23 protein-coding genes and 1 pseudogene are annotated in these 23,228 nt (G+C 64.2%); 6 read left to right on the forward strand and 18 right to left on the reverse strand.

The features are described from left to right. Positions 1 to 25 precede the first annotated feature (25 nt). From SRAA_RS08120 to SRAA_RS08145, 6 genes are all read right to left on the reverse strand, one after another. Positions 26 to 778 (reverse strand): cytochrome c1, encoded by a 753-nt coding sequence (locus tag SRAA_RS08120; RefSeq protein WP_045532002.1) that lies wholly within the window; start codon positions 776 to 778, stop codon positions 26 to 28. 29 nt (positions 779 to 807) lie between these two features. After that, entirely contained in the window at positions 808 to 2,232 is a 1,425-nt protein-coding gene (locus tag SRAA_RS08125; RefSeq protein ID WP_045532004.1) for a cytochrome b, read from the reverse strand. Between the two features lie 21 nt (positions 2,233 to 2,253). After that, on the reverse strand, positions 2,254 to 2,850 hold the full coding sequence (gene petA / locus SRAA_RS08130) for a ubiquinol-cytochrome c reductase iron-sulfur subunit (RefSeq protein ID WP_045532005.1): 597 nt from the start codon (positions 2,848 to 2,850) through the stop codon (positions 2,254 to 2,256). A gap of 134 nt (positions 2,851 to 2,984) precedes the next feature. Then, entirely contained in the window at positions 2,985 to 4,001 is a 1,017-nt protein-coding gene (gene pdxA, locus SRAA_RS08135; protein WP_045532008.1) for a 4-hydroxythreonine-4-phosphate dehydrogenase PdxA, read from the reverse strand. A gap of 175 nt (positions 4,002 to 4,176) precedes the next feature. Continuing rightward, positions 4,177 to 4,983: a Nif3-like dinuclear metal center hexameric protein gene (locus SRAA_RS08140; RefSeq protein ID WP_045532010.1), complete on the reverse strand. Its 807-nt coding sequence runs from the start codon at positions 4,981 to 4,983 to the stop codon at positions 4,177 to 4,179. A gap of 87 nt (positions 4,984 to 5,070) precedes the next feature. Beyond that, positions 5,071 to 5,268: a DUF3149 domain-containing protein gene (locus SRAA_RS08145; RefSeq protein WP_045532012.1), complete on the reverse strand. Its 198-nt coding sequence runs from the start codon at positions 5,266 to 5,268 to the stop codon at positions 5,071 to 5,073. Positions 5,269 to 5,376: 108 nt separating this feature from the next. Here SRAA_RS08145 and SRAA_RS08150 point away from each other — a divergent pair, with 108 nt between their 5' ends. Next, entirely contained in the window at positions 5,377 to 6,528 is a 1,152-nt protein-coding gene (locus tag SRAA_RS08150) for a S1C family serine protease (RefSeq protein ID WP_045532014.1), read from the forward strand. Positions 6,529 to 6,565: 37 nt separating this feature from the next. Here the strand turns inward: SRAA_RS08150 and tatC are convergent, their stop codons facing one another. From tatC to hisI, 7 genes and pseudogenes are all read right to left on the reverse strand, one after another. Further along, positions 6,566 to 7,357 (reverse strand): twin-arginine translocase subunit TatC, encoded by a 792-nt coding sequence (gene tatC, locus SRAA_RS08155; RefSeq protein ID WP_045532016.1) that lies wholly within the window; start codon positions 7,355 to 7,357, stop codon positions 6,566 to 6,568. Positions 7,358 to 7,380: 23 nt separating this feature from the next. Then, on the reverse strand, positions 7,381 to 7,896 hold the full coding sequence (tatB, locus tag SRAA_RS08160) for a Sec-independent protein translocase protein TatB (RefSeq protein WP_045532018.1): 516 nt from the start codon (positions 7,894 to 7,896) through the stop codon (positions 7,381 to 7,383). Positions 7,897 to 7,964: 68 nt separating this feature from the next. After that, positions 7,965 to 8,216: a Sec-independent protein translocase subunit TatA gene (tatA, locus tag SRAA_RS08165; protein WP_045532020.1), complete on the reverse strand. Its 252-nt coding sequence runs from the start codon at positions 8,214 to 8,216 to the stop codon at positions 7,965 to 7,967. Positions 8,217 to 8,383: 167 nt separating this feature from the next. After that, positions 8,384 to 8,743, reverse strand: a complete 360-nt coding sequence (locus tag SRAA_RS08170) for a histidine triad nucleotide-binding protein (RefSeq protein WP_045532022.1) — start codon at positions 8,741 to 8,743, stop codon at positions 8,384 to 8,386. 32 nt (positions 8,744 to 8,775) lie between these two features. Next, complete coding sequence (locus SRAA_RS08175; RefSeq protein ID WP_231849275.1) at positions 8,776 to 9,156, reverse strand: DUF4870 family protein; 381 nt, start codon at positions 9,154 to 9,156, stop codon at positions 8,776 to 8,778. A 68-nt stretch (positions 9,157 to 9,224) separates the two neighbouring features. Beyond that, positions 9,225 to 9,644 (reverse strand): annotated as a pseudogene (locus SRAA_RS08180) (phosphoribosyl-ATP diphosphatase); the annotation flags it as partial. Between the two features lie 44 nt (positions 9,645 to 9,688). Continuing rightward, positions 9,689 to 10,120, reverse strand: coding sequence for a phosphoribosyl-AMP cyclohydrolase (gene hisI / locus SRAA_RS08185; RefSeq protein WP_045532024.1), 432 nt, complete (start codon positions 10,118 to 10,120; stop codon positions 9,689 to 9,691). A gap of 328 nt (positions 10,121 to 10,448) precedes the next feature. Between hisI and SRAA_RS08190 the strand changes: the two genes are divergently transcribed. The 3 genes from SRAA_RS08190 to SRAA_RS08200 all read left to right on the forward strand — a co-directional run bounded on the left by SRAA_RS08190 (position 10,449) and on the right by SRAA_RS08200 (position 15,178). Then, positions 10,449 to 13,340, forward strand: a complete 2,892-nt coding sequence (locus SRAA_RS08190) for a ribonucleoside-diphosphate reductase subunit alpha (RefSeq protein ID WP_082039985.1) — start codon at positions 10,449 to 10,451, stop codon at positions 13,338 to 13,340. 103 nt (positions 13,341 to 13,443) lie between these two features. Next, positions 13,444 to 14,580: a ribonucleotide-diphosphate reductase subunit beta gene (locus SRAA_RS08195; protein ID WP_045532025.1), complete on the forward strand. Its 1,137-nt coding sequence runs from the start codon at positions 13,444 to 13,446 to the stop codon at positions 14,578 to 14,580. Positions 14,581 to 14,665: 85 nt separating this feature from the next. Further along, entirely contained in the window at positions 14,666 to 15,178 is a 513-nt protein-coding gene (locus tag SRAA_RS08200) for a hypothetical protein (protein ID WP_045532027.1), read from the forward strand. Positions 15,179 to 15,198: 20 nt separating this feature from the next. On the opposite strand, the gene SRAA_RS08205 is transcribed toward SRAA_RS08200, so the two are convergent. The 5 genes from SRAA_RS08205 to accB form a co-directional block, all read right to left on the reverse strand. Next, positions 15,199 to 16,086: a carbohydrate kinase family protein gene (locus SRAA_RS08205; RefSeq protein WP_045532029.1), complete on the reverse strand. Its 888-nt coding sequence runs from the start codon at positions 16,084 to 16,086 to the stop codon at positions 15,199 to 15,201. Positions 16,087 to 16,104: 18 nt separating this feature from the next. Continuing rightward, on the reverse strand, positions 16,105 to 17,094 hold the full coding sequence (locus tag SRAA_RS08210; protein ID WP_045532031.1) for a DUF3426 domain-containing protein: 990 nt from the start codon (positions 17,092 to 17,094) through the stop codon (positions 16,105 to 16,107). 25 nt (positions 17,095 to 17,119) lie between these two features. Then, positions 17,120 to 18,004, reverse strand: a complete 885-nt coding sequence (prmA, locus tag SRAA_RS08215; protein WP_045533565.1) for a 50S ribosomal protein L11 methyltransferase — start codon at positions 18,002 to 18,004, stop codon at positions 17,120 to 17,122. A gap of 112 nt (positions 18,005 to 18,116) precedes the next feature. Beyond that, positions 18,117 to 19,466: an acetyl-CoA carboxylase biotin carboxylase subunit gene (gene accC, locus SRAA_RS08220; protein ID WP_045532033.1), complete on the reverse strand. Its 1,350-nt coding sequence runs from the start codon at positions 19,464 to 19,466 to the stop codon at positions 18,117 to 18,119. 13 nt (positions 19,467 to 19,479) lie between these two features. After that, the gene (gene accB / locus SRAA_RS08225; RefSeq protein ID WP_045532034.1) at positions 19,480 to 19,953 is read right to left on the reverse strand and encodes an acetyl-CoA carboxylase biotin carboxyl carrier protein; all 474 of its coding nucleotides are present in this window, start codon (positions 19,951 to 19,953) and stop codon (positions 19,480 to 19,482) included. A 155-nt stretch (positions 19,954 to 20,108) separates the two neighbouring features. On the opposite strand from accB, the gene pilB reads away from it, so the two are divergent. Together pilB and SRAA_RS08235 are read left to right on the forward strand one after the other, a co-directional pair. Further along, positions 20,109 to 21,839 (forward strand): type IV-A pilus assembly ATPase PilB, encoded by a 1,731-nt coding sequence (gene pilB / locus SRAA_RS08230; protein WP_045532035.1) that lies wholly within the window; start codon positions 20,109 to 20,111, stop codon positions 21,837 to 21,839. A 41-nt stretch (positions 21,840 to 21,880) separates the two neighbouring features. Beyond that, entirely contained in the window at positions 21,881 to 23,098 is a 1,218-nt protein-coding gene (locus SRAA_RS08235; RefSeq protein ID WP_045533567.1) for a type II secretion system F family protein, read from the forward strand. Positions 23,099 to 23,228: the final 130 nt, after the last annotated feature.

Raw genomic sequence — 23,228 nt, forward strand, 5'->3', positions numbered from 1 at the left:
ACCGCAAGCGGAAAGCCCGTGGAAATTACTTGATGTCTTTCCAGTATTCCTTGTTCAGGCGCCAAGCCAAGACGGTGAAACCCGCCAAGAACAGCAGCACGAAAATACCCAAGGTCTGGCGTTGATCTTTGGCGGGTTCAGCCAACCAGTCAAGGAAAGCCACCAACTCAGCCACCGAGCGGTCAAATTCTTCGGGGCTTTGGGTGCCGGGTGTGACTTGCTCCCAGCCGGCAAACACTTCGCTGCTGCTGCCGTCCGGGTTGGACACGGTCTGCATCACGGGGCGGCGCTCGCCTTGCAAATACCACAAGGGGTTGGGCATGGCGATGGCTGGGAAGGCCTTGTTGTTCCAGCCGTGCGCGACGGTGTCGTCGCGGTAGTAGGAACGCAGCAGGGTGTAGATGTAATCGGTCCCACCCGAGCCCGCGCGTGAGCGCGTGATCATGGTCAGGTCGGGTGCGGCCTTGCCCCAGAACACCTTGGCATCGGCCGGGCTGATGGCGGCTTGCATGAGGTCGCCCACGCGCTCGCCGGTGAACATGAGGTTATCCCGAATCTGGCGCTCGGTCAGGCCCAACTCTTTGAAGCGCTTGTAGCGCTCGAAAGAGGCCGAGTGGCAACTCAGGCAGTAGTTGACGAACAGGTGGGCACCGCGTTGCAGCGCTTCCAAATCGTTGCTCAAATCAGGGGCCTGATCGTTGGGAAAACTGGTAGGCGCGGCGGTAGCCCCGCTAACCAATCCGAGTGCCAACAGGGCAGCCACAATCCATTTTTTCATTTTTGAAGACTCCAGCAAATGGCCGCAGCTCAGTGAGGGGTAAACGTTACGCGGCTGGGCACCGGCTTGAAATCGCCCCAGCGGCTCCACCACGGCATCAGCAGGAAAAACCCGAGGTAGAACAAGGTTCCAAACTGCGAAAAACGGGTGCTAATGTTTGAGGGAGGCAACACCCCAAAGTAAGTCAAAATGAAGAAATTGATCACGAACGCGCCGTAGAGGTATTTGTTCCACGTCGGACGGTAGCGGATCGAAGCCACGGGCGAGCGGTCCAGCCAAGGCAAAAAGCACAAGATCACAACGGCCGCACCCATGATGACCACGCCCCAGAACATGGCGTCCAGGCCCAGCATCATGAGCGACCCCACGACGGCGCCACCCAGCACCAGCGCTTTGCCTTGGGTGCCAAAGCCGGCGCGGAAGATGCCATGAAAGGCCGCCAGCCAGACGGCTGCCGTCAACACGTACATGAATTCGGTGGTGACGGCGCGCAACATGGAGTAGTAGGCCGCAAAGTACCAGACCGGGGCGATGTGCGCTGGCGTGACCAGCGGATCGGCCGGAATCAGGTTGGTGTATTTGAGGAAGAAGCCGCCACCGGAAGGCGCAAAGAACACCACCGCCGAGAAGATCATCAGGAACACACCCACACCCATCAGGTCGTGCACCGAGTAGTAGGGGTGGAAGGGAATGCCATCGACCGGCTTGCCAGAGGCGTCTTTGAGCTTCTTGATCTCGATGCCGTCGGGGTTGTTGGAGCCCACTTCGTGCAGCGCGATGATGTGCGCCACCACCAACCCCAGCAGCACCAGCGGCAGGGCGATCACGTGCAGGCTGAAGAAGCGGTTCAGGGTGGCGTCGCCGACCACGAAGTCGCCGCGGATGAGCAGCGCCAGATCGGGGCCGATGATGGGAATGGCCGCGAACAGGTTGACGATCACCGCCGCACCCCAGAACGACATCTGACCCCAAGGCAGCAGGTAGCCGGTGAAGGCAATCGCCATCATCACCAGCAGAATGCCGCAACCAAACAGCCAAATCAGCTCGCGCGGGCGCCGATAGGAACCGTAGATCAAGCCACGGAACATGTGCATATAGACCACGATGAAGAAGAACGAGGCCCCGGTGGAGTGGATGTAGCGAATCAGCCAGCCCCACTCGACTTCGCGCATGATGTACTCGACCGAGGCAAAAGCCACCGGCACCCCGGCGGCGTTGAGCGTGGCGTCGGGCTTATAGTGCATCACCAGGAAGATGCCGGAAATGATCTGGATCACCAGCACCAGCAGCGCCAGCGAGCCGAAAAAGTACCAGAAATTGAGGTTCTTGGGGGCGTAGTATTCAGACAAATGCTCTTTGTAGAGCTTGCTCAGGGGGAAGCGGTTGTCGATCCAGTTGAGCAGTTGCTCACCTGCTGGGGCGCTGGGGGAGATTTCCTTGTATTCGGCTGCCATGATCTTCCTCTAAACACCGCTTCAGGCTTGTTGGTCTTCACCCACCAACAGCATGGTGTCGGTCAGGTATTGATGGGGAGGGATTTCGAGGTTGTCGGGGGCAGGCATGTTGGCAAACACGCGCCCCGAGAGATCGAAAGCCGAACCGTGGCAAGGGCAGAAAAAGCCGCCCGGCCAATCGTTGGGCAGACCCGGCTGGTCGCCCGGAGTGAAGCGGGAAGTGGGTGAACAACCGAAGTGGGTGCATACGCCCACCGCCACCAAATATTGGGGCTTGATCGAGCGGTGCCGGTTGAGCGCGTACTCGGGCGTGGGAAACACGCGGCGCTCGGATTGCGGGTCGGCCAGTCGCGGCTCGACCACCTCCAGCGAGGCGATCATCTCGGGCGTGCGGTACAAAACCCAGACCGGGCGGCCGCGCCACTCAACCACCATTTTCTCGCCTGGTTGAAGACGGGAAATATCGACCTCGACCGAGGCACCGGCGGCGCGGGCGCGCGCCGAGGGCTGGAAGGAACTGACGAATGGAACGGCGACCGCTGCTGCCCCCACGCCGCCCATGGCGCAGGTGGAAATCAGCCAAACACGGCGACCGTTGTCAACGGTGGCTTCGCTCATGGGAATCTTTCTGTGACTTGAGAACTCGGCTACCCGCACGACACCCGCTTGATAAGGATCAAATGGCGCATCGGGGCATGTTTGATTGTAAGGGATTGTCACCACGGCATGGGGTGCATGGCCCTATGCTGCACTCAGGTGGAGACCGCCTTCAGCGCCGCCTCGAGCGCGGCCAAGAAGCTAGACGGGTCGGCACGGCCGCTGCCCGCCAAATCGAAGGCGGTGCCGTGGTCTGGGCTGGTGCGCACGAAAGGCAAGCCCAAGGTGGTGTTGACGCCCTGCTCCAGCCCTAGGTACTTAACCGGGATCAGGCCTTGGTCGTGGTACATGGCCAGCACCACATCGAACTCGCCCCGGCGCGCGCGCATGAAAACCGTGTCGGGCGCAAAGGGGCCGTGGGCGTCGATGCCCGCCGCCCGCGCCGCTTTGATGGCAGGCGCGATGTGCTCGATTTCTTCGCGCCCAAACAGCCCGCCCTCGCCGGCATGGGGGTTCAGTCCCGCCACCGCGATGCGGCAATGGAGTCGGCCCAATACCTCGGAAAAATGCCGATGCGTCAGGTGCAGGGTTTGCAGCACCTGCGCTTGGGTAACGCACTCGATGGCGGCGCGCAAGGGCACGTGGATGCTGACCAGCACCGTGTGCAACTCGGCGTTGGAGAGCATCATGCGCACCGGCACTTGCTCGCTGCGCAGGCCTAGGTGCGCCGCGGTGAGCGCCTGCAGCAGCTCGGTGTGGCCGGGGTAAGCCACGCCGGCGGCGTGCCACGCCCCTTTGTGAATGGGGGCCGTGACCAGCGCGGCGGCTTCACCCTGCAAAACCGCTTGGGTGGCCCGCTCGATGGCCGCATGGGCCGCGCGCCCGGCCACGGCGCTGACTTGGCCCAGCGGCGGCAACTCGGCCATAGGCGGCAAGGCCAGCAGCGGCAGGCAGCGCGGTGGCAACCCGGCGGCCTGCTGCCAGTGCTCGAGCGGCGCCAGCGCCAGCAGGCCGCCGGTCAGGGCCGTGGCGCGGCGCATCACGGCCAAGTCGGCCACCACCACGCAGCGGCTGGACCAATCGGGCCGCAAGCGAAACACCTGCGCAATCAGCTCCGGCCCGACGCCGGCCGGGTCGCCCATAGAAATGGCGATCGGGCGTGAACCGATCATCCCAGATTGTCCATTGGGGTTTGGAGGGCAGGCGGATGCAGGGGCGAGGCAGTTTTGCCCTGACTGAGGCGTCCATAGCCAGTGCTATGGACAACGAAGAAGGGCGAAAATGGGCGCCCCTGCGCCGCTTGCACCCAAACAGCACCAGTAGGTGCGCCCAATGGACAATCTGGGATCATGCGGGGCTGTCGACGTCAATGAACTGGTGCGTCAGGCCCAACTCGGCCGCCACCGCCGCCCCCAGTGCGGGCGCGCCGTAGCGCTCGGTGGCGTGGTGGCCACAGGCCAAGTAGGCCACGCCGCATTCGCGCGCCAGATGGGTTTGGGGCTCCGAGAGTTCACCGGTGATGAAGGCATCGACCCCAGCGGCGATGGCGGCCTCGAAATAATCTTGCGCGCCGCCGCTGCACCAGCCTATGCGCCGCAAGGGCCGCTCGGGGGCGTCGATGAGCGTCACCGCACGCCCCAAGCGCTGTTGCACATGCATCGCCAGCGTGCGGGCGTCGGGGCAATCGGTGTGGCCCACGAAACCCAAATCTTGCTCGCCAAAACGGCCCCAGCCATCGGCCAATGGGGTAAAGCCCAAGCGCTGCGCCAATTGGGCGTTGTTGCCTAGGCTGGGGTGGGCATCGAGCGGCAGGTGGTAGGCCAGCAGATTCACGTCGTGCGCCAGCAACAGCGCCAGGCGCTGCTTCATCCAGCCGGTGACGCAGGCGCTCTGGCCGCGCCAGAACAGGCCGTGATGCACCAAAATGGCATCGGCCCCGGCCTCGATGGCGCGCTCGATCAACTCGCGGCTGGCGGTGACACCGCTGACCAGATGCCGCACCCGCGCCCGACCCTCGACCTGGAGGCCGTTGGGGCCGTAGTCTTTGAAGCGCTCGGGTTGCAGCGTGGCATCGAGGTGGCGCAGCAGCACGCGGGTTTCGACCGCTGGCGAAGCGGGGGGGGATGCAGGGGATGCGGCAATAGAAGTTGGCATGGCGCAGACTCACCGGACACTAAACGTGTCCGATTGTCGCACTCCCCGCAGCGCGGCAATGAACCGCAGCAACGGGCTCAAGCGGACTCAGGCTTGGCCCGAGGGGCGACCTTGGGGACTTTGTTTCTGACCCAGCTTTTGGCGCTGTTTTTCTTCGCGATCCGACTCGTCTATCTTGGTGAGAAAATAACGCAAGAACCAAGCCATTAAGACGATCACGCTGAGGATCGTGACGATGCTCAGCACACCGTAGGTGGTGGAAAACAATTCAATCCAAGCGTCCATGACCTCTCCAATCGTGTGTATATTATCTGTGTGTCGCATTAAACACCAGTTTTGTGGCAAGCATTTTGACGCAGGTCAAATGGCCTGCGCATCGGGCGGCGCACAACCATGAAGCGCTACTGGCTGCTGTTCTCTCAGACCGTGACGGTGCTGCTGGCGGCATGGTTCGTGGTGGCCACCTTGCAGCCGCAGTGGCTGCAGCGCCCGGTGCTGATTCGCACCGTGCCGCTGATCGAGGCCCCCGCTGCCGCACGCAGCGAGGCAGTGGCCGCTGCCAGCTTGAGCATGGCCGCGCAGGCGGCTGCCCCGGCGGTGGTGAGCATCAGCGCGCGCCAAGCCCCGCGGGAGCACCCGCATGCCAACGACCCGTGGTTTCGCTTTGGCGACCAGGTTCCGCGCACGCCACAAACCGGGCTCGGCTCCGGGGTGATCATCAGCAGCGCCGGCCACGTGCTGACCAACCACCACGTGATCGAGGGCGCCGAGGAAATCGAGGTTCAACTCAGCGACGGCCGCCAAGCGCTGGCGCGGGTGGTGGGAACCGACCCGGACACCGACCTGGCGGTGCTGCAAATCGATCTGCCCCATCTGCCGGTGGCGGTGCTGGGCGACTCCGATGCGCTGCGCGTGGGCGATGCGGTGCTGGCCATCGGCAACCCCTTCGGCGTCGGCCAGACCGTCACCGGGGGCATCGTCAGCGCCCTGGGGCGCACGCAACTGGGCATCAACATTTTCGAGAACTTCATCCAGACCGACGCCGCCATCAACCCCGGCAACTCGGGTGGCGCGCTGGTGGATGTGCAAGGGCATTTGATCGGCATCAACACCGCCATCTTTACGCGCTCGGGTGGCTTCATGGGCATCGGTTTTGCCATTCCCACTTCCACGGCGCGCCAGGTGCTGGAGGCGATCGTGCGCGATGGCGCCGTGACGCGCGGCTGGATCGGGGTCGAGCCGCAAGCGCTCACGCCCGAACTGGCGCAGCATTTTGGCCTGCGGCGCGATCGTGGCGTGATCATCATCGGGGTGCTGCGCAACGCCCCGGCGGCACAGGCCGGGATACGGCCGGGCGATGTGGTGGTGAGCGTGGCTGGGCAGCCGGTAGCCGATGTGGCGACCTTGCTGGCGACGGTGGCGGCTTTGCCGCCGGGGCAGGCCACGCAGATGCAAATCGAGCGCCAAGGCGAGCGGTTCACGCTGCAAGTCACGCCGGGGCGGCGCCCTCCTCCGCCGCCGACAGCCGGGGCCAACGGGCGCTGAACGCGGGCAGCGGCGCCCGTGGCGTTCAGGGCGCCGGTCAGGTTTTGTCGGCGGCTTCGGGTTCCTCGGGGGTGCGGCTGAACTTGTTAAACCAGCGCGAGCCCCAGATGCCCACTTGGTACAGCAAGCACATCGGAATGGCCAGCGCCAGTTGCGAGATCACGTCCGGCGGCGTGACGATGGCGGCGATGACGAAGGCCAGCACGATGAAGTAGCCGCGAAAATCCTTCAACTGCTGGATCGTCGCCAACTTGAAGCGCACCAGCAGCATCACCACCACCGGCACCTGAAAAGCCAGCCCAAAGGCCAAGTAGAGCGACAAGATCGCCTGCACGTAGGAGGCGATGTCGGGCGTGGCGGCCACACTGTCCGGGGTGAAGCCCTGGATGAAAAAGAACATCTGATCGAGCACGAAAAACTGCACGAAAGCGATGCCGATGTAGGCCAGTAGGCTGCCGATGAAGATCAGCGGCAGGGCAAAACGCTTTTCATGGCTGTACAGCCCGGGTGCCACGAAGGCCCACATTTGGTACATCAGCCAAGGCAGGGCCGCGATCATGGCCGACATCAGCAGAACCTTGAGCGGCACGAAAAAGGGCGAAAAGACACCGACCGCGATCAGCTTGGCATCGGGCGGCATGTGGTTGCGGATGGGAATGGCGATGAAGTCGATCAGCCCCCCCGGCCCGGGCCAGATCGCCAGCCCAATGGCGCACAGCACCACCCCGGCCAAGCTGTAGAGGATGCGGTCGCGCAACTCGACCAAGTGCTGCACGAAAGGCAGTTCGGTGCCGGCGAGTTCATCCGCTTTGGGTTTGGGGTCAGCCATGGGTGCTTGGGTTTGCGTAAGGGTCAGAGCGGACGCGCCATCGAACTGGCACCGGGATAAGGCTTGGGCCGGTGCCGCGCCACCCGCGCCGCGCCCGATTGCACAAAGGCGCGCTGGCCGGTGCGCGCCTTGTACCACTTGGGCACCGACTGCTGCTTGAGCCTGAAGCTCTTTTTCGGGCGCTGAAAAGGCGGATAGACCGAGTGCCCGAGCGAATAGGCGGCGCTGTGATCGACGCGCGGCGTCTCGCCGGGCTCGCTGCCCTCTAGGCCGGCCGTGGCATCCATCCAGTCTTTCTCAAAGCTGCCGACGCCCGACTGCACCTCGCGCGCCGCGCCCTCGACCGTCTCTTTCATCCGCTTGAGCTCGTCGAGGTCCATGGAGCGGTTCACCTCGGCCTTGACGTCGGCCACGTAGCGCTGCGCCTTGCCCAGCAAGGCGCCGACGGTGCGTGCCACGCGGGGCAACTTCTCGGGCCCGATCACCACCAGCGCCACCACCGCGATCAGGGCGAGCTCGGAAATTCCTAAATCCAACATGCAAGGCTTTCAGTGCCCCGGAGGCCTGCGCAAAGGCAGGCGCACGGGCAAGTCATAAGGCAAGGGCCTCAGACCTTGGTCTTGGCTTCGACGTCAATGGTGGTTTTATCGGCCGCAGCCGGGGCTTGGCCAACCTGAGCGGCTGCGGTGGTGCTGTGGTTGGGGTCGGACTCCGTCGTCTCGGCTTGCTTCATCCCGTCCTTGAAGCCCTTGACGGCTCCGCCCAGGTCGGAACCGATGTTCTTGAGTTTCTTGGTGCCAAACACCAACACGACCACCAGCAAAACGATCAGCCAGTGCCAAATTGACAAACTTCCCATGACAAACTCCTGCGTCGGGGCTGAAAAAAGCCCCGGGTTAAGTGGATTCCCAGCTGGGCCAATGGTTCACCGCTGGCCGAAGCGGCTATTGTCACCGATATGGGTGACCAAGCTCGCATTGCAAGCCCACTGCGGGTAAACCCTCGTGCGACGGTGCTGCAGTGGGCTCAGCCCTTGTGCCAGGGCCGCGGCCCGCCCATCACGTGCACGTGCAAATGCTGCACCTCTTGCCCGCCTTCGGCACCGTTGTTGCAGACGATGCGAAAGCCGCCCTCGGGCCAGGGGCGGCAGCCCTGCTCCAGCGCCAGCTTAGGTGCCAGGCACATGAGCTTGCCCATTAGCCGCTCGTGCTCGGGCCCGAGCTGCGCCATCGAGGGCAGGTGCAGCTTGGGCACCAGCAGGAAATGCACTGGGGCCCAAGGGTGGATGTCGTGGAAGGCGTACAGATCGTCGTCTTCGTAGACCTTGCGGCTGGGAATCTGGCCGGCGATGATTTTGCAAAAAATGCAGTTGGGATCGTGGCTCATGGGGCTTGCAGGAAGGGGGCTTGAATGGGGCTTCAGAGCGGCAGCGGCTTGCGCTCGTTCCAGTATAAAAAACCTTTCACCAACCGGTAGATGACCCAGACCGTGGCGACGAAGAAAATGGCAAAACCGACCATAAAGACCATCGTCAAAGCCCCCAGCACGAACCAGAACAGGCCCCACCAGAAGGTGCGGATCTGCCAACGGAAGTGGCTCTCGTAAATCGTGCCAGCGGTGTCTTCGCGCTTGACGTAGTTGATAACGACGGCGATGATCGCCGTCACCCCGGCCAACCACGACAGGGCGTAGAGCGCGTAGATGATGAGCGTGAGCTGGCGCAGGCTGGCGAGCTCGGTGGGCGTTTTGCCGCTGGGGTCTGGGCTGGCGCCAGGGCGGAAATCGATGGGGTCGTTCATGGGGTGTCTGGTTGCTGCGGGGAGGGCCCCGACTGGTGCTGATGGTGCGGGTGCTGCTCTTGCGGGTTCTGCTCTTGCTGGCGCTGTTGCAGCTTGCGCAGCGCCTTTTCTTCTAGGCCGCTGAGGCCCTCGCGGCGCGCCAGCTCGGCGGTGACCTCGGCCGGCGAGAGGCCGAAATGCGCCAGCGCGATCAGGCTATGAAACCACAGGTCGGCCATTTCGCCCACCAGCGCCTGCGCGCTGCCGTGGCCATGCTGCAAGTCTTTGGCCGCCATGAGGGCTTCGCCCGCTTCTTCGGCGATTTTTTTCAGGATCGCGTCCGGCCCCTGGTGCAACAGGCGCGCCACGTAGCTGCGCGCCGGGTCGCCGCCGTGCGCGGGTTTGCGCGTCTCGATCAGGGCGGCTAGGCGCAGCAGGGTGTCGTCCACGCTGGGGGCGGGGGCAGCTTGGGCCCCGGCCACAGCGCTAGGGGCGGCTTCGGGAGCCATCGTGGGGGTGCTCATGGGGTCGTAAATAGCGGGGCGCATGGGGTTTAGCGGTAGATCGATTCGGGGTCTTTGAGCACCGGCTCCACGCTCAGCCAGCGCCCCTCGGCTGGGCCGGTGGTGGCGGGCTGCGCGCCGCTCTCGGGCTGCCAGCGCAGGTAAAAACAACTGTGGCGCCCGGTGTGGCAGGCGATGCCGGGCTGGTGCCCGAGCTGGGTGACCTTGAGCAGCAGCACGTCGGCGTCGCAGTCGAGCCGGATTTCGTGCACCTGCTGCACGTGGCCGGATTCTTCGCCTTTGTACCAGAGCCTGGCGCGCGAGCGGCTGTAATAAACCGCGCGCCCCAAGGCGGCGGTTTGCGCCAGCGCTTCGCGGTTCATCCAGGCCATCATCAGCACGTCGCCGCTGCTGGCCTCTTGGGCAATCACCGGCACCAGCCCTTGGGCGTCCCAGCGCACGGCGTCAAGCCAGTCTGTCATATGTTTGCACGTTCTCGGTTTGAGGGCCAGAAATCCGGCATGCTGCCAGTTCTTGCCCATTGTGGCACAGCCCAGGGACGCGCTGCCTAGGGGGTCTTGCTGGCGGCGCCTTGGGCTGGGGCCGCCGAGCCGGCGCATCGGTGTTTTCCCTGGCTCTCCAAGGGCAAGTGCTGCAACATTTCTGGCCTGGCCAGAATCGGCACCGAATTTCACCGCTACACTAGCGCTAGTGTTTTTATTTGGCCAAAGCCACTACGGGTAGTGGCTTTGTCATGTCAACGGCCCCGATCCTGCGGCTTCATCGACCGTCCCTTTACGAGGAACCCCCATGTCCATTGCCCCCACGGCACCCACTGCCGAACGCCCTATTTTTGCAGCCCCCAGCCCCGAAGCCGCCCGTGCCAGCCTCGGCACCAACCTGCCCCACTATCAGATCATCCGCCGCAATGGCTCGGTGGTGCCGTTCGAGCCGGGCAAGATCGCGGTCGCGCTCATGAAAGCCTTTCTGGCCGTGCGCGGGGCCCACGGGGCCGCCTCGGCCAGCGTGCGCGAGGACGTGGAGCAACTCACCCAGGCCGTGGTGCGCGCCCTGCTGCGCTCGCGCCCGGCCGGCGGCACCTTTCATATCGAAGACGTGCAAGACCAGGTCGAGCTCGGCCTGATGCGCGGCGGCCACCACGAAGTGGCGCGCGCCTACGTGCTGTACCGCGAGCGCCGTGCCCAGGAGCGCGCCGCCAAACAAGCCAGCGCCAGCGCCGCACGCGCCACCCCGGTGCTGCACGTGCTCGAAGCCGGCCAGCGCCTGCCGCTGGACCTGGGGCGCTTGCAAGCCCTGATCGGCAGCGCCTGCGCCGGGCTGGGCGAGGCGGTGCGGCCCGAGCCCATCGTGGCCGAAACGCTGCGCAACCTCTACGATGGCGTGCCGCTGGCCGAGGTCTATAAGGCCGCCATTTTGGCGGCGCGCACCCGCATCGAGCTCGACCCCGACCACACCTTTGCCACCGCCCGGCTGCTGCTGCACACCATCGCGCAAGAGGTGTTGGGCCAGGATTTGACGCAGCCCGAGCTGGCCAGCCGCTACCCCGAGGCCTTCCCGGCCTGCATCAAGCGCGGGGTCGAGGCCGAGCTGCTCAACCCCGATCTGCTGCAATTCGACCTGCCCCGGCTGGCGGCGGCACTCAGGCCCGAGCGCGATTTGCAGTTCGACTACCTGGGCTTGCAAACCCTGTACGACCGCTACTTTCTGCACCAGCACAAGCGCCGCATCGAGCTGCCGCAGGGCTTTTTCATGCGCGTGGCGATGGGGCTGGCGCTGGGCGAGATCGAGCGCGAGGCGCGTGCGATCGAGTTCTACGAGGTGCTGTCGCGCTTCGATTTCATGAGCAGCACCCCAACCTTGTTCAACAGCGGCACCCGGCGCTCGCAACTGTCGAGCTGCTACCTCAGCACCGTGCCCGACGAGCTCGACGGCATCTACGAGGCGATCAAGGAAAACGCGCTGCTGTCCAAGTTCGCCGGCGGGCTGGGCAACGACTGGACCCGCGTGCGTGCGCTGGGTGCCCACATCAAAGGCACCAACGGCGAATCGCAGGGCGTGGTGCCGTTCCTGAAAGTGGTCAACGACACCGCCGTGGCGGTCAACCAAGGCGGCAAGCGCAAAGGCGCGGTCTGCTGCTACCTGGAAACCTGGCACCTGGACATCGAGGAATTTCTGGAGCTGCGCAAAAACACCGGCGACGACCGGCGCCGCACGCACGACATGAACACCGCCCACTGGATTCCGGACCTGTTCATGAAGCGGGTGCTGGAAAAGGGCGACTGGAGCCTGTTTTCACCCCACAGCGTGCCCGATCTGCACGAGCTGGTGGGCCCGGCCTTCGAGCGCGCCTACGTGGCCTACGAGGAAAAAGCCGCCCGGGGCGAGATCACGCCCTACCGCAAGCTGCCCGCCTCCGACCTGTGGCGCAAGATGCTCACCATGCTGTTCGAGACCGGCCACCCCTGGATCACTTTCAAAGACCCCTGCAACCTGCGCAGCCCGCAGCAGCACGTGGGCGTGGTGCATTCCTCCAACCTGTGCACCGAAATCACGCTCAACACCAGCGACAGCGAAATCGCGGTCTGCAACCTCGGCTCGGTCAACCTGGCGCAGCACCTCACCGACAGCCCCAGCGGCTCCGGTGCCAAGGTGCTGGACCACGACAAGCTGCGCCGCACCGTGGCCACCGCCATGCGCATGCTCGACAACGTGATCGACATCAACTACTACGCGGTCAAGAAAGCGCGCGACTCCAACCTGCGGCACCGCCCGGTGGGGCTGGGGATCATGGGCTTCCAGGACGCGCTGTACCAAATGCACACCCCCTACGCCAGCGCGGCGGCGCTGGACTTTGCCGACCGAAGCATGGAAGCCGTGTGCTACCACGCCTACTGGGCCAGCAGCGACCTGGCCGCCGAGCGCGGGCGCTATTCGAGCTACACCGGCTCGCTGTGGCAGCGCGGCGTGCTGCCGCTGGACTCGCTGGAGCTGCTGGCGCAGGCGCGCGGCGGGCACCTGGAAGTCGATCGCAGCCAGACGCTGGACTGGGACGCGCTGCGCGCCAAAATTGCCCGCGACGGCATGCGCAACGCCAACTGCGTGGCCATCGCGCCCACGGCGACGATCTCCAACATCGTCGGCGTCGATGCCTCGATCGAGCCCTGCTTTGGCAACCTGTCGGTCAAGAGCAACCTGTCGGGCGAGTTCACCATCGTCAACAGCTACCTGGTGCGCGACCTCAAGCGCCTCGGGCTCTGGGACGAGGTGATGCTGCTGGACCTGAAACACTTCGACGGCTCGCTGCTGCCGATCGACCGGGTGCCGGCCGAGCTCAAAGACCTCTACCGCACCGCCTTCGAGATCGAGCCGGCGTGGTTGGTGGAAGCCGCCGCGCGGCGGCAGAAGTGGATCGACCAGGCGCAAAGCCTGAACCTCTACATGGCCGGGGCCTCGGGCAAAAAGCTGGACGAGACCTACAAACTGGCCTGGCTGCGTGGGCTCAAGACCACCTACTACCTGCGCACCACCAGCGCCACCCAGGCCGAGAAATCGACTGGCCGCGTGGGCCAGTTGAACGCGGTGTCCATGGGGGCGACGGCCAGCAGCCTAGAGGCGCCCAGCCCGGCCACCGACGTCAAGTTTTGCGCCATCGACGACCCCGGCTGCGAAGCCTGCCAGTGAAGCGGCTTTGATGCACAGACACCACACGACGGCGTGCAAAAGCCGTTGCGGGTGCTTGCATTTTTAGCCAAATCTTTCATAATGCAACCTATAGGATAACCCCATGCTAAACTGGGACGATCACCCCGAACCGGCCCTGCAACTGGTGCCACACACACCCGCCCAGCCTGCCACCGCTGTGGCGGCGCACCCGACAGCGGCGCCTGTCTCCGCCCCCACGCACCAGCGCATCAACGCCGCCGACAAGCGCATCATCAACGGCCAGACCGACGTGAATCAACTGGTGCCCTTCAAATACAAATGGGCCTGGGAGAAGTACCTCGCCTCCTGCGCCAACCACTGGATGCCGCAAGAAGTGAATATGAGCCGCGACATCGCGCTCTGGAAAGACCCGAACGGCCTGACCGAAGACGAGCGCCGCATCATCAAGCGCAACCTAGGCTTTTTCGTCACCGCCGACTCGCTGGCGGCCAACAACATCGTGCTGGGCACCTACCGCCACATCACCGCGCCCGAGTGCCGCCAGTTTTTGCTGCGCCAGGCCTTCGAAGAGGCCATCCACACCCACGCCTACCAGTACATCGTCGAGAGCCTGGGGCTGGACGAAGGCGAGATCTTCAACGCCTACCACGAGATCCCCTCAATCCGCGCCAAAGACGAGTTCCTGCTGCCCTACATCGACACCATCATGGACCCGGCCTTTGTCACCGGCACGCCCGAGGCGGACCAGAGGCTACTGAAAAGCCTGATCGTCTTTGCCTGCCTAATGGAGGGGCTGTTTTTCTACGTCGGCTTTGCGCAAATCCTCTCCATGGGGCGGCAAAACAAGATGACCGGCGCCGCCGAGCAGTACCAGTACATCCTGCGCGACGAATCGATGCACTGCAACTTTGGCATCGACCTCATCAACCAGCTCAAGCTGGAAAACCCGCACCTCTGGACCCCCGCCTTCAAGGCCGAGATCAAGGCGCTGTTCGAGCAGGCGGTCGAGCTCGAGTACCGCTACGCCGAAGACACCATGCCGCGCGGGGTGCTGGGGCTGAACGCCTCCATGTTCAAGGGCTATTTGCGCTACATCGCCAACCGGCGCGCGACCCAGATCGGGCTCGAAGCGCTGTACCCGAACGAGGAAAACCCCTTTCCGTGGATGAGCGAAATGATAGACTTGAAGAAGGAGCGCAATTTCTTCGAGACGCGCGTGATCGAGTACCAGACGGGCGGCGCCCTGTCGTGGGATTGATCCCGCCACCACTCGCTGGCTGCGGAGTTCGCCGCGGACGCAGCGCCATTGTCAAAAAACGAAACGACTGAACAAGGAGAAAAAAATGGCACCTGCAAAAAAGGCCGCAGCAGCGGCACCCGAGGCAAGCCCAGCCCCTGTGGCGGCCCCACCCCCCCGTGCCGCGCGCAAATCCGTCAAGCCCGCTGAGGCAGCCGCACCCGCGGCGGCGGCTGTGCCCGCGGCGGCCACCCCAGCAAAAAAACCGGTAGCCAAAAAACCGGCTGCCACCGCCGTTGCCGCAACCGCAAAGGCGCCAGCCCAAGCCCGGGTAGCCAAAGCCCCAGCCGCTGCAAGCGCAGCGGCGCCTGTTGCGGCCCAGCCCGCCGCGGCGCTCAAGCCCCAGGTGCAAGCAGAGCAGGCAGAAAAAGCGGAAAAGCCGGCCAAGGCCACCAAAGCGCCCAAAGCGCCCAAAGCAGACAAAACCGAAAAACCCCCCAAGCTGGAAAAAGCGGCGAAGCCGGTGAAAGCCGACAAACCCGCCAAAGCGGCGGCGCCGGCTCAGCCCCCGCTCAACCCCAAAGCGGCCTGGCCTTTCCCGACCGGCAAAAAACCCTAAGCCCCCGGCGGGGGTGGAGATCAGAGCTTGAAGCGGTAGTTCTGACCACCCCTGGAGGCGATTTTTTCGGCCCCCATGCGGTTGCCCAGTTCCGCGCTGCGCTGCACATCCCAGCCCTGTGCCAAGCCATACAGCAAACCGGCGCGCAGCGCGTCGCCACAGCCGGTCGGGTCTTGCACCTCGCGTGCTGCCACCCCGGGCACGCGGCTGCATAGGCCTTGTTGCCACACATCGCAGCCCTGCTCGGCCAGCGTGACCACCAGCCCGCGCAGCCGCTGCGACAACTCGGCGTAACCGAGGCCAGTGCGCTCGCTCAACATGCGCGCTTCGTAGTCGTTAAGGGCGGCCCAGTCGGCCAGCTCGATGAAGCGCAGCAGTTCGGGGCCGTCGAACATCGGCAGCCCTTGACCAGGGTCGAACACAAAGGGCACCCCGAGCGCGTGCAACTGCTCGGCGTGCTCGATCATCGCTTGGCGCCCGTCGGGCGAGACGATGGCAATGCGCGCCTCTGGTGCCGCTGCGATCGGGTTCTGGTGTGCCAGCGCCATCGCGCCGGGGTGAAAGGCGGTGATTTGGTTGTTGTCGCCGTCGGTCATGATCATGGCCTGCGCGGTGTAGTGCTGGCTCACCCATTGCACCGCGCTGGTGTCGATGCCCAGCTCCTGCATCCGCTCCAAGTAATCTTGCCCGTCGTTGCCCAACGCCGCCACCGGGCGCACCTGCACCCCCAACTGGCGCAAACCGTAGGCGATGTTGCCGGCGCAGCCGCCGTACTCGCGCCGCAGGGCCGGCACCAGAAAGGAGACGTTGAGGATGTGCAACTGCTCGGGCAGAATTTGCTCGGCAAAGCGGCCCTCGAAAGTCATGATGGTGTCAAAGGCCAGCGAGCCGCAAACGAGGATGGTCATGATGCAAGTTGTAGTGATTCAGGGGTAAAACAAGATGGCGCGGTAGCCGGTCATGACGCGCCCTTCGATGCCCTCAAAGGCGAGCTCGAATTGCAGCGACCACTCGGCGCCGGCGGGCAAGGTGGCGGTGGGGCGCGGCCATTCGTGCGGCAGCAGCACCCGGCGCACCAGCACCTGGTCGTGAATGTCGGTCAGGGTGAGTTCAATCGCCGGGCTGGCCACTTCCAGCGCCGACTGGTTGCGCAGCACCAGTTGAAAACCGTACAGGCCGGGGCCTAGGCGCAATAGCACCGAGCTGTCGATCACCACGTCGTTGGGGCTGGCAGGCAAGGTCTGCTGGCATTCAAAGGTCTGGCACAGGGCCTCGAGCACCGGCTTGACTGCGGGAACCTCGCGCGCCAGCGGCGCCCGCCACTGGTGGGCCGCTTGCAGGCCCAGCAACAGCGCCAGCACCGTCACCGTGGCAACCAGCAGCAGCCGAGCGGCAGGGCGCCGCCAGAAGGCTTGGCGTTGCGCCTTGCGCACAAAGGAGGGCAGCGGTGGCAAAGCGCGGTCAGGCTCATCCAAGACGGGGCTCGGTTCGGGTTCGGGTTCGGGTTCGGGTTCGGGCTCGGGCTCGGGCTCGGGCAACAGCGACGCTAGCGGGGATTCGGGCCGTGCTGGCACCGGCGGCTCTGCGACCTTCGGCTCTGGAACCGAAGGCTCAGGCACCGGCGGCTCGGGCAGGGCATCGGGCTGCAGCGCTGCCAGGGGCTGCGGCTTTGCAGCAGCGTGCCCCGCCGCAGGCTCGGTGTGCGCCGCCTGCTGATCGGGTTGGGCTTCTTGCTGAGCTGCAGAACGCTTGGCAGCGACCTGATCGAGCCCGGGCACCCAAGGCTGCAAATCGAGGTGGGCATCAAAAATATGCCCGCACTGGCCACAACGCACCCAGCCGTCGGAAATTTTTAGCTGGTCGGACACCACCTTGAAGGTGGTCGCACAGGCTGGGCAACGGGTGATGAAGCTCATGCCTTGATTATTGCAGTGCAACGCCTCAGGGCGCGCGCGCCGTCAACAGAACCCAGCCGTCTTCGGCATCGGCAATCTGCAACGACAGCCACGGCGCGTAGGCGGCTTGCAACTCGCTGGCCTGGCGCTCCAAGATCCCCGACAGCACCAAGTGGCCGGCACGCCCAACCAAACCAGCCAACAGCGGCGCCATCAGCTTGAGGGGCGTGGCCAAGATGTTGGCCAACACCACGTCGTAGGGGCCTTGCGCCAGATCGGGCAAACCGGTTTGCAACTGCACCTGGTTGTGCACGGCGTTGAACTGTGCCGTTTGCACCGCCACCGGGTCGATGTCCACCGCATCCACAAGAGGGGCAGCAAACTTGGCCGCCGCAATAGCCAAAATGCCCGAACCGCAGCCGTAATCGAGCACCCGCAGGCCCGCCAGCGGTTGCTGCGCGATCCAGCGCAGGCACATGCGGGTGGTCGGGTGGGTGCCGGTGCCAAAGGCCTGCCCCGGATCGAGCCGGATCACCTGCAGCGCGGCCGCGGGCACCTCGTGCCAACTGGGCACGATCCAGAAGCTGGGCGTGATGGGCACCGGCTCGAATTGGGTTTGCGTCAGACGCACCCAGTCGGTATCAGCCACTGGGCGCAGCGCACACACCTCGCAACCCTCGAAAAAATCTTGCGCCCGCAGCAACTGCTGCGCTTCGCAAGCCGCCGCTTCGCTGGCAAACAGCGCCTGCACCAGCGAGCGCTGCCAGCCGGCCTTGGGCGCCGGCAGACCCGGCTCGCCAAACAGCGCCTGCTCGACCGGGGTCTGGGCGTCGGCGTCGGTGACCGAGACGCTGAGCGCATCCAGCGCATCCAGCGCCTCGCTCAGCGCCTCGACCTGCGCCTCGGGGGCCTGCAACAGCAGCTCGAACAGCGTGGGCGCAGCGAGCGTGTGGGCTGGCTCCATCAGCGGCGCACGGCCGCCCGAAGCCGCTGATGCGCCCCCTCGGGGGGCAGCGAGCGCAGCGAGCGTGGGGGCACGTTTTTTAGCGCTCACGCTGTGCCAACCAGGCTTCGAGGTAGTGGATGTTGGTGCCGCCGGCCTCGAAATTGGCGTCCACCATGATCTCGCGGTGCAAGGCGATGTTGGTCTTGATGCCCTCGATCACGGTCTCGGAGAGGGCCGAGCGCATGCGCGCCAGCGCCTGCTCGCGCGTGTCGCCGTGCGCAATGATCTTGCCGATCATCGAATCGTAGTTGGGCGGCACCATGTAATGGGTGTAGATGTGCGAATCGACCCGCACCCCAGGCCCACCGGGCGCGTGCCAGGCGCTGATGCGCCCGGGCGAGGGGGTGAACTTGTAGGGGTCTTCGGCGTTGATGCGGCACTCGATGGCGTGCCCGCGCAGCTCGATCTGGCGCTGCGTAAAGGGCAGTTTCTCGCCCGCTGCAATGGCGATCTGCTGGCGCACGATGTCGATGCCGGTCACGGCCTCGGTGACGGGGTGCTCGACTTGCACCCGGGTATTCATCTCGATGAAGTAGAACTCGCCGTTCTCGTACAAAAACTCGAAGGTGCCGGCGCCGCGGTAGCCGATTTTCTTGCACGCCGCCGCGCAGCGGTCGCCGATGCGCTCGATCAGGCGCCGCGCGATGCCGGGTGCTGGGGCTTCTTCGATCACCTTTTGGTGCCGCCGCTGCATGGAGCAGTCGCGCTCGTGCAGATAGACCGCGTTGCGGTAGTTGTCGGCCAGCACCTGGATTTCGATGTGGCGCGGGTTTTGCAGGAATTTCTCCAGATAGACCTCGGGGTTGCCAAAGGCGGCCCCGGCTTCGGCCTTGGTGGTCTGAACGGCGTGCAGCAGCGCCGCTTCGGTGTGCACCACGCGCATGCCGCGCCCGCCGCCGCCGCCCGCTGCCTTGACGATGACCGGGTAGCCGATGGCGCGCGCAATGCGCTTGACCTCGGCCGCATCGTCGGGCAGCGCGCCTTCGGAGCCCGGCACGCAAGGCACACCGGCGCGGATCATGGCCTGCTTGGCGGCCACCTTGTCGCCCATGGTGCGGATCGCCTCCGGCGTGGGGCCGATGAAGACGAAGCCGCTTTTTTCCACCCGCTCGGCAAAGTCGGCGTTTTCGCTCAAGAAACCGTAGCCGGGATGGATGGCCTCGGCGTCGGTGACTTCGGCCGCCGAAATGATGGCGGGCATGTTCAGGTAGCTCAAAGCCGAAGGCGGCGGGCCGATGCACACCGCTTCGTCGGCCAGCTTGACGTATTTGGCGTCGCGGTCGGCCTCGGAATAGACCATCACCGCCTTGACGCCCAGTTCGCGGCAGGCGCGCTGGATGCGCAGGGCGATTTCGCCACGGTTGGCGACCAGGATTTTTTTGAACATAACGGCTTGGCCCTCACTCGAGCACGAACAAGGGCTGCCCGTATTCGACGGCCTGACCGTTTTCGGCCAAAATCTGGGTCACCGTGCCGGCATGCTCGGCTTCGATCTCATTGAGGATTTTCATGGCCTCCACGATGCACACCGCTTCGCCCACCTTGACCACCTGCCCGATTTCGACAAAGGGCTTGGCCCCTGGGCTGGCGGCCCGGTAAAACGTGCCGACCATGGGCGATTTCAGCACCACGCCCTGGGGCGCAGCCGGGACAGGCTGCGCCGGCATCTCGGCGCTGCTGCTGGGCGCGGCGGGCGCCACCGGGATGACCGCTGGGGCCAGCGCAGCCGTGGCAACGGGTGCCGGAACCGGCTGGGGTGCGACGGGCGGGCTCTTGACGATGCGCACCTTGCCCTCGGCCTCGGTGATCTCGAGTTCGGATACATTCGACTCGGAAACGAGGTCGATCAGGGTCTTGAGTTTGCGCAAATCCATGTCAGCTCCTAAATCAGTGCCAAAATGCGTCGAAATGAGTGCATCGAGGCGAAAGCAGGCGCGAATATACACGAACTTCCCTCAACTACGAGACCCTGGCGCACTCCGGCCGCGCCCCTTTCATTGACACCCGCCCGCAGCGACAGCCTCCACCGATGATCGACACCGAAGCCCCCGTCTCCTCTATGGCCTTGCCAGGGCTGGCGCGCGCCTTGGTGGCCGCCGGCACCCTGACCCAGCAAAGCGCCGAAGGTCTGTACGCCAAGGCCCAGGCCCACAAAAGCAGCTTCATTGCCGAACTGGTGGGCAGCGGCGCCTTGAGCGCCAGCGATTTGGCGCACACCATGTCGAGCACCTTTGCCGTGCCGCTGATCGACCTCGACGCCATCGACGTGCAGCGTCTGCCCAAAGGCGTGCTCGACCCCAAGTTTGCCAAGCAATACCGCATTGTGGTGTTGAGCCGCCGTGGCAACCGCATCTCAGTGGCCACGGCCGACCCCACCCACACCGAAGTGGCTGAAAAAATCAAGTTCACCACCCAGCTTTCGGTGGACTGGGTGATCGCCGAACTCGACAAACTGGGCAAATTGATCGACAGCACCAGCGCCAGCGCCAGCGAAGCGATCGAACACATCGTGGGCGGCGATTTTGAATTCGACGACGGCGCGATTGAATTGGCTACCGCCGAGAGCAGCGAGAAAGTCTCGGCCGAGGTCGAAGACGCGCCGGTGGTGCGTTTTTTGCACAAAATGCTGCTCGATGCCTACACGATGCGGGCATCCGACCTGCATTTCGAGCCCTATGAGCACTTTTACCGGGTGCGCTTTCGCATCGACGGTGAGCTGCGCGAAATCGCCTCCCCACCGGTGGCCCTAAAAGAAAAGCTGGCTTCGCGCATCAAAGTCATCTCAAAACTCGATATCGCAGAAAAACGCGTGCCGCAAGACGGGCGCATGAAACTCAAGGTCGGGCCCGATAAATCGATCGATTTTCGCGTCAGCACCCTGCCCACGCTGTTTGGCGAAAAGATCGTCATCCGCATTCTGGACCCGAGCAGCGCCCAAATGGGCATCGACGCGCTGGGCTACGAAGCTGACGAAAAGGCCCTGCTGCTGGAGGCCATCAGCCGCCCCTACGGCATGGTGCTGGTGACCGGCCCCACCGGATCGGGCAAAACGGTGTCGCTCTACACCTGCCTCAACATCCTGAATCAGCCCGGAGTCAACATCTCGACCGCCGAAGACCCCTCGGAGATCAACCTGCCCGGGGTGAATCAGGTCAACGTCAACGAGAAGGCGGGCCTCACATTCGCGGCGGCGCTCAAGTCGTTTTTGCGCCAAGACCCCGACATCATCATGGTCGGAGAAATCCGCGACCTCGAAACCGCCGACATCGCCATCAAGGCGGCCCAGACCGGCCACTTGGTGCTCTCGACCTTGCACACCAACGACGCCCCCGGCACCCTGACGCGCCTGATCAATATGGGTGTGCTGCCGTTCAACATCGCCTCCAGCGTGAACTTGGTCACGGCGCAGCGGCTGGCGCGGCGACTGTGCAAACAATGCAAGCAACCGCACGAAGATTTGCCCGAACTGGCGTTGCTGGAGGCCGGCTTCAAGCCCGAAGAGCTCGACGGCAGTTGGAAACCCTACCGTCCCGTGGGCTGCCCGGCCTGCCACAATGGCTACAAGGGGCGGCTTGGCATTTATCAGGTGATGCCGATCAGCGAAGCCATGCAGCACATTATTCTGCGCGGCGGTAGTGCGCTCGAGATTCAAGCCCAAGCGCGCCGCGAAGGCATTCGCACTTTGCGCGAATCGGGGCTGCGCAAGGTTAAACTGGGCCTTACTTCCCTCGAGGAAGTGTTGGGCTGCACCAACGATTGAATGCGCAGACGCGCACCTGCACCAGACTTCAAGAGGGCATCATGGCAACGGCGACCACCAAGGGCATCAAAGAATTTGTATTTGAGTGGGAGGGCAAAGACCGCAATGGCAAACCCGTGCGGGGTGAGGTGCGCGCCGCCGGTGAAAACCAGGTGCAAGCCACGCTGCGCCGCCAGGGCGTGCTGGTGCAAAAGGTTAAAAAACGCCGCACCGCCTCGACCAAGCGCATAAAACCCAAAGACATCGCCATTTTTACGCGCCAACTGGCCACCATGATGAAAGCCGGCGTGCCGCTGCTGCAATCCTTTGACATCGTCGGGCGCGGCAACCCCAACCCGAGTGTGAACAAGCTGCTCAACCAGATTCGCACCGATGTGGAAACCGGCACCTCGCTCAGCGCCGCCTTTCGCAAGCATCCGATGTACTTCAACGCGCTCTACTGCAACTTGGTGGAAGCGGGCGAGGCGGCCGGCATTCTGGAAGATCTGCTGGACCGGCTGGCCAGCTACATGGAAAAAACCGAGGCCATCAAGAGCAAGGTCAAGTCGGCCCTGATGTACCCTACGGCGGTGGTCGTGGTCGCCTTCATCGTGGTGGTGGTGATCATGATCTTTGTCATCCCGGCCTTCGAGGAGGTGTTCTCATCCTTTGGCGCTGATCTGCCGGCACCGACCATGCTGGTGATCGCCATCAGCGATTTTTTCGTGGCTTACTGGTGGATTGTTTTTGGCGCTCTGGGCGGCGGGGGTTACTTTTTCATGCAAGCCTGGAAGCGCAACGTCAAAGTGCAGCGGGTGATGGACCGGCTGCTGCTGAAAATGCCGGTTTTTGGCACGCTGGTAGAAAAGTCCACCGTGGCGCGCTGGACCCGCACCCTGTCCACCATGTTCGCCGCCGGGGTGCCGCTGGTGGAGGCGCTCGATTCCGTCGGCGGGGCTTCGGGCAACAGCCTGTATGCCGACGCTACCACGCAAATCCAGCGCGAAATCTCCACTGGCACCAGCCTGACCATGGCCATGAACAATGCCCGCATCTTCCCCTCCATGGTGCTGCAGATGACCGCCATTGGCGAAGAATCGGGCGCACTCGACCACATGCTGGGCAAGGCGGCCGACTTTTATGAGCAGGAAGTCGATGACATGGTGGCCGGCCTCTCGAGCCTGATGGAGCCCATCATCATCGTGGTGCTGGGGGTGATCATCGGCGGCATCGTGGTCTCGATGTACCTGCCGATCTTCCAACTCGGGCAGGTGGTCTGAGCGGGGATGCCACCGACCGGGTACTCACCGCGGGTCGCGGCGGGGGGTCGGCAGAGTGCCGGCCCAGCACCGACTTGGTGCCTGCGGGGGATCATAGGGTTTGCTTGTATCTGATTTTCACTCAATGCAC

The sequence above is a fragment of the Serpentinimonas raichei genome (assembly GCF_000828895.1).
Taxonomy (GTDB): domain Bacteria; phylum Pseudomonadota; class Gammaproteobacteria; order Burkholderiales; family Burkholderiaceae_C; genus Serpentinimonas; species Serpentinimonas raichei.

What these genes read in the sequence shown, in the direction of transcription:
- SRAA_RS08205 (WP_045532029.1), bottom strand. Translation starts at nt 16,086, where the DNA reads ATGACCATCCTCGTTTGCGGCTCGCTGGCCTTTGACACCATCATGACT.
- tatA (WP_045532020.1), bottom strand. Translation starts at nt 8,216, where the DNA reads ATGGGAAGTTTGTCAATTTGGCACTGGCTGATCGTTTTGCTGGTGGTC.
- accB (WP_045532034.1), bottom strand. Translation starts at nt 19,953, where the DNA reads ATGGATTTGCGCAAACTCAAGACCCTGATCGACCTCGTTTCCGAGTCG.
- SRAA_RS08150 (WP_045532014.1), top strand. Translation starts at nt 5,377, where the DNA reads ATGAAGCGCTACTGGCTGCTGTTCTCTCAGACCGTGACGGTGCTGCTG.
- SRAA_RS08170 (WP_045532022.1), bottom strand. Translation starts at nt 8,743, where the DNA reads ATGAGCCACGATCCCAACTGCATTTTTTGCAAAATCATCGCCGGCCAG.
- SRAA_RS08140 (WP_045532010.1), bottom strand. Translation starts at nt 4,983, where the DNA reads ATGCCAACTTCTATTGCCGCATCCCCTGCATCCCCCCCCGCTTCGCCA.
- SRAA_RS08145 (WP_045532012.1), bottom strand. Translation starts at nt 5,268, where the DNA reads ATGGACGCTTGGATTGAATTGTTTTCCACCACCTACGGTGTGCTGAGC.
- pdxA (WP_045532008.1), bottom strand. Translation starts at nt 4,001, where the DNA reads ATGATCGGTTCACGCCCGATCGCCATTTCTATGGGCGACCCGGCCGGC.
- pilB (WP_045532035.1), top strand. Translation starts at nt 20,109, where the DNA reads ATGATCGACACCGAAGCCCCCGTCTCCTCTATGGCCTTGCCAGGGCTG.
- SRAA_RS08175 (WP_231849275.1), bottom strand. Translation starts at nt 9,156, where the DNA reads ATGAACGACCCCATCGATTTCCGCCCTGGCGCCAGCCCAGACCCCAGC.
- SRAA_RS08235 (WP_045533567.1), top strand. Translation starts at nt 21,881, where the DNA reads ATGGCAACGGCGACCACCAAGGGCATCAAAGAATTTGTATTTGAGTGG.
- SRAA_RS08200 (WP_045532027.1), top strand. Translation starts at nt 14,666, where the DNA reads ATGGCACCTGCAAAAAAGGCCGCAGCAGCGGCACCCGAGGCAAGCCCA.
- SRAA_RS08210 (WP_045532031.1), bottom strand. Translation starts at nt 17,094, where the DNA reads ATGAGCTTCATCACCCGTTGCCCAGCCTGTGCGACCACCTTCAAGGTG.
- hisI (WP_045532024.1), bottom strand. Translation starts at nt 10,120, where the DNA reads ATGACAGACTGGCTTGACGCCGTGCGCTGGGACGCCCAAGGGCTGGTG.
- tatC (WP_045532016.1), bottom strand. Translation starts at nt 7,357, where the DNA reads ATGGCTGACCCCAAACCCAAAGCGGATGAACTCGCCGGCACCGAACTG.
- SRAA_RS08120 (WP_045532002.1), bottom strand. Translation starts at nt 778, where the DNA reads ATGAAAAAATGGATTGTGGCTGCCCTGTTGGCACTCGGATTGGTTAGC.
- SRAA_RS08125 (WP_045532004.1), bottom strand. Translation starts at nt 2,232, where the DNA reads ATGGCAGCCGAATACAAGGAAATCTCCCCCAGCGCCCCAGCAGGTGAG.
- petA (WP_045532005.1), bottom strand. Translation starts at nt 2,850, where the DNA reads ATGAGCGAAGCCACCGTTGACAACGGTCGCCGTGTTTGGCTGATTTCC.
- accC (WP_045532033.1), bottom strand. Translation starts at nt 19,466, where the DNA reads ATGTTCAAAAAAATCCTGGTCGCCAACCGTGGCGAAATCGCCCTGCGC.
- SRAA_RS08195 (WP_045532025.1), top strand. Translation starts at nt 13,444, where the DNA reads ATGCTAAACTGGGACGATCACCCCGAACCGGCCCTGCAACTGGTGCCA.
- SRAA_RS08190 (WP_082039985.1), top strand. Translation starts at nt 10,449, where the DNA reads ATGTCCATTGCCCCCACGGCACCCACTGCCGAACGCCCTATTTTTGCA.
- tatB (WP_045532018.1), bottom strand. Translation starts at nt 7,896, where the DNA reads ATGTTGGATTTAGGAATTTCCGAGCTCGCCCTGATCGCGGTGGTGGCG.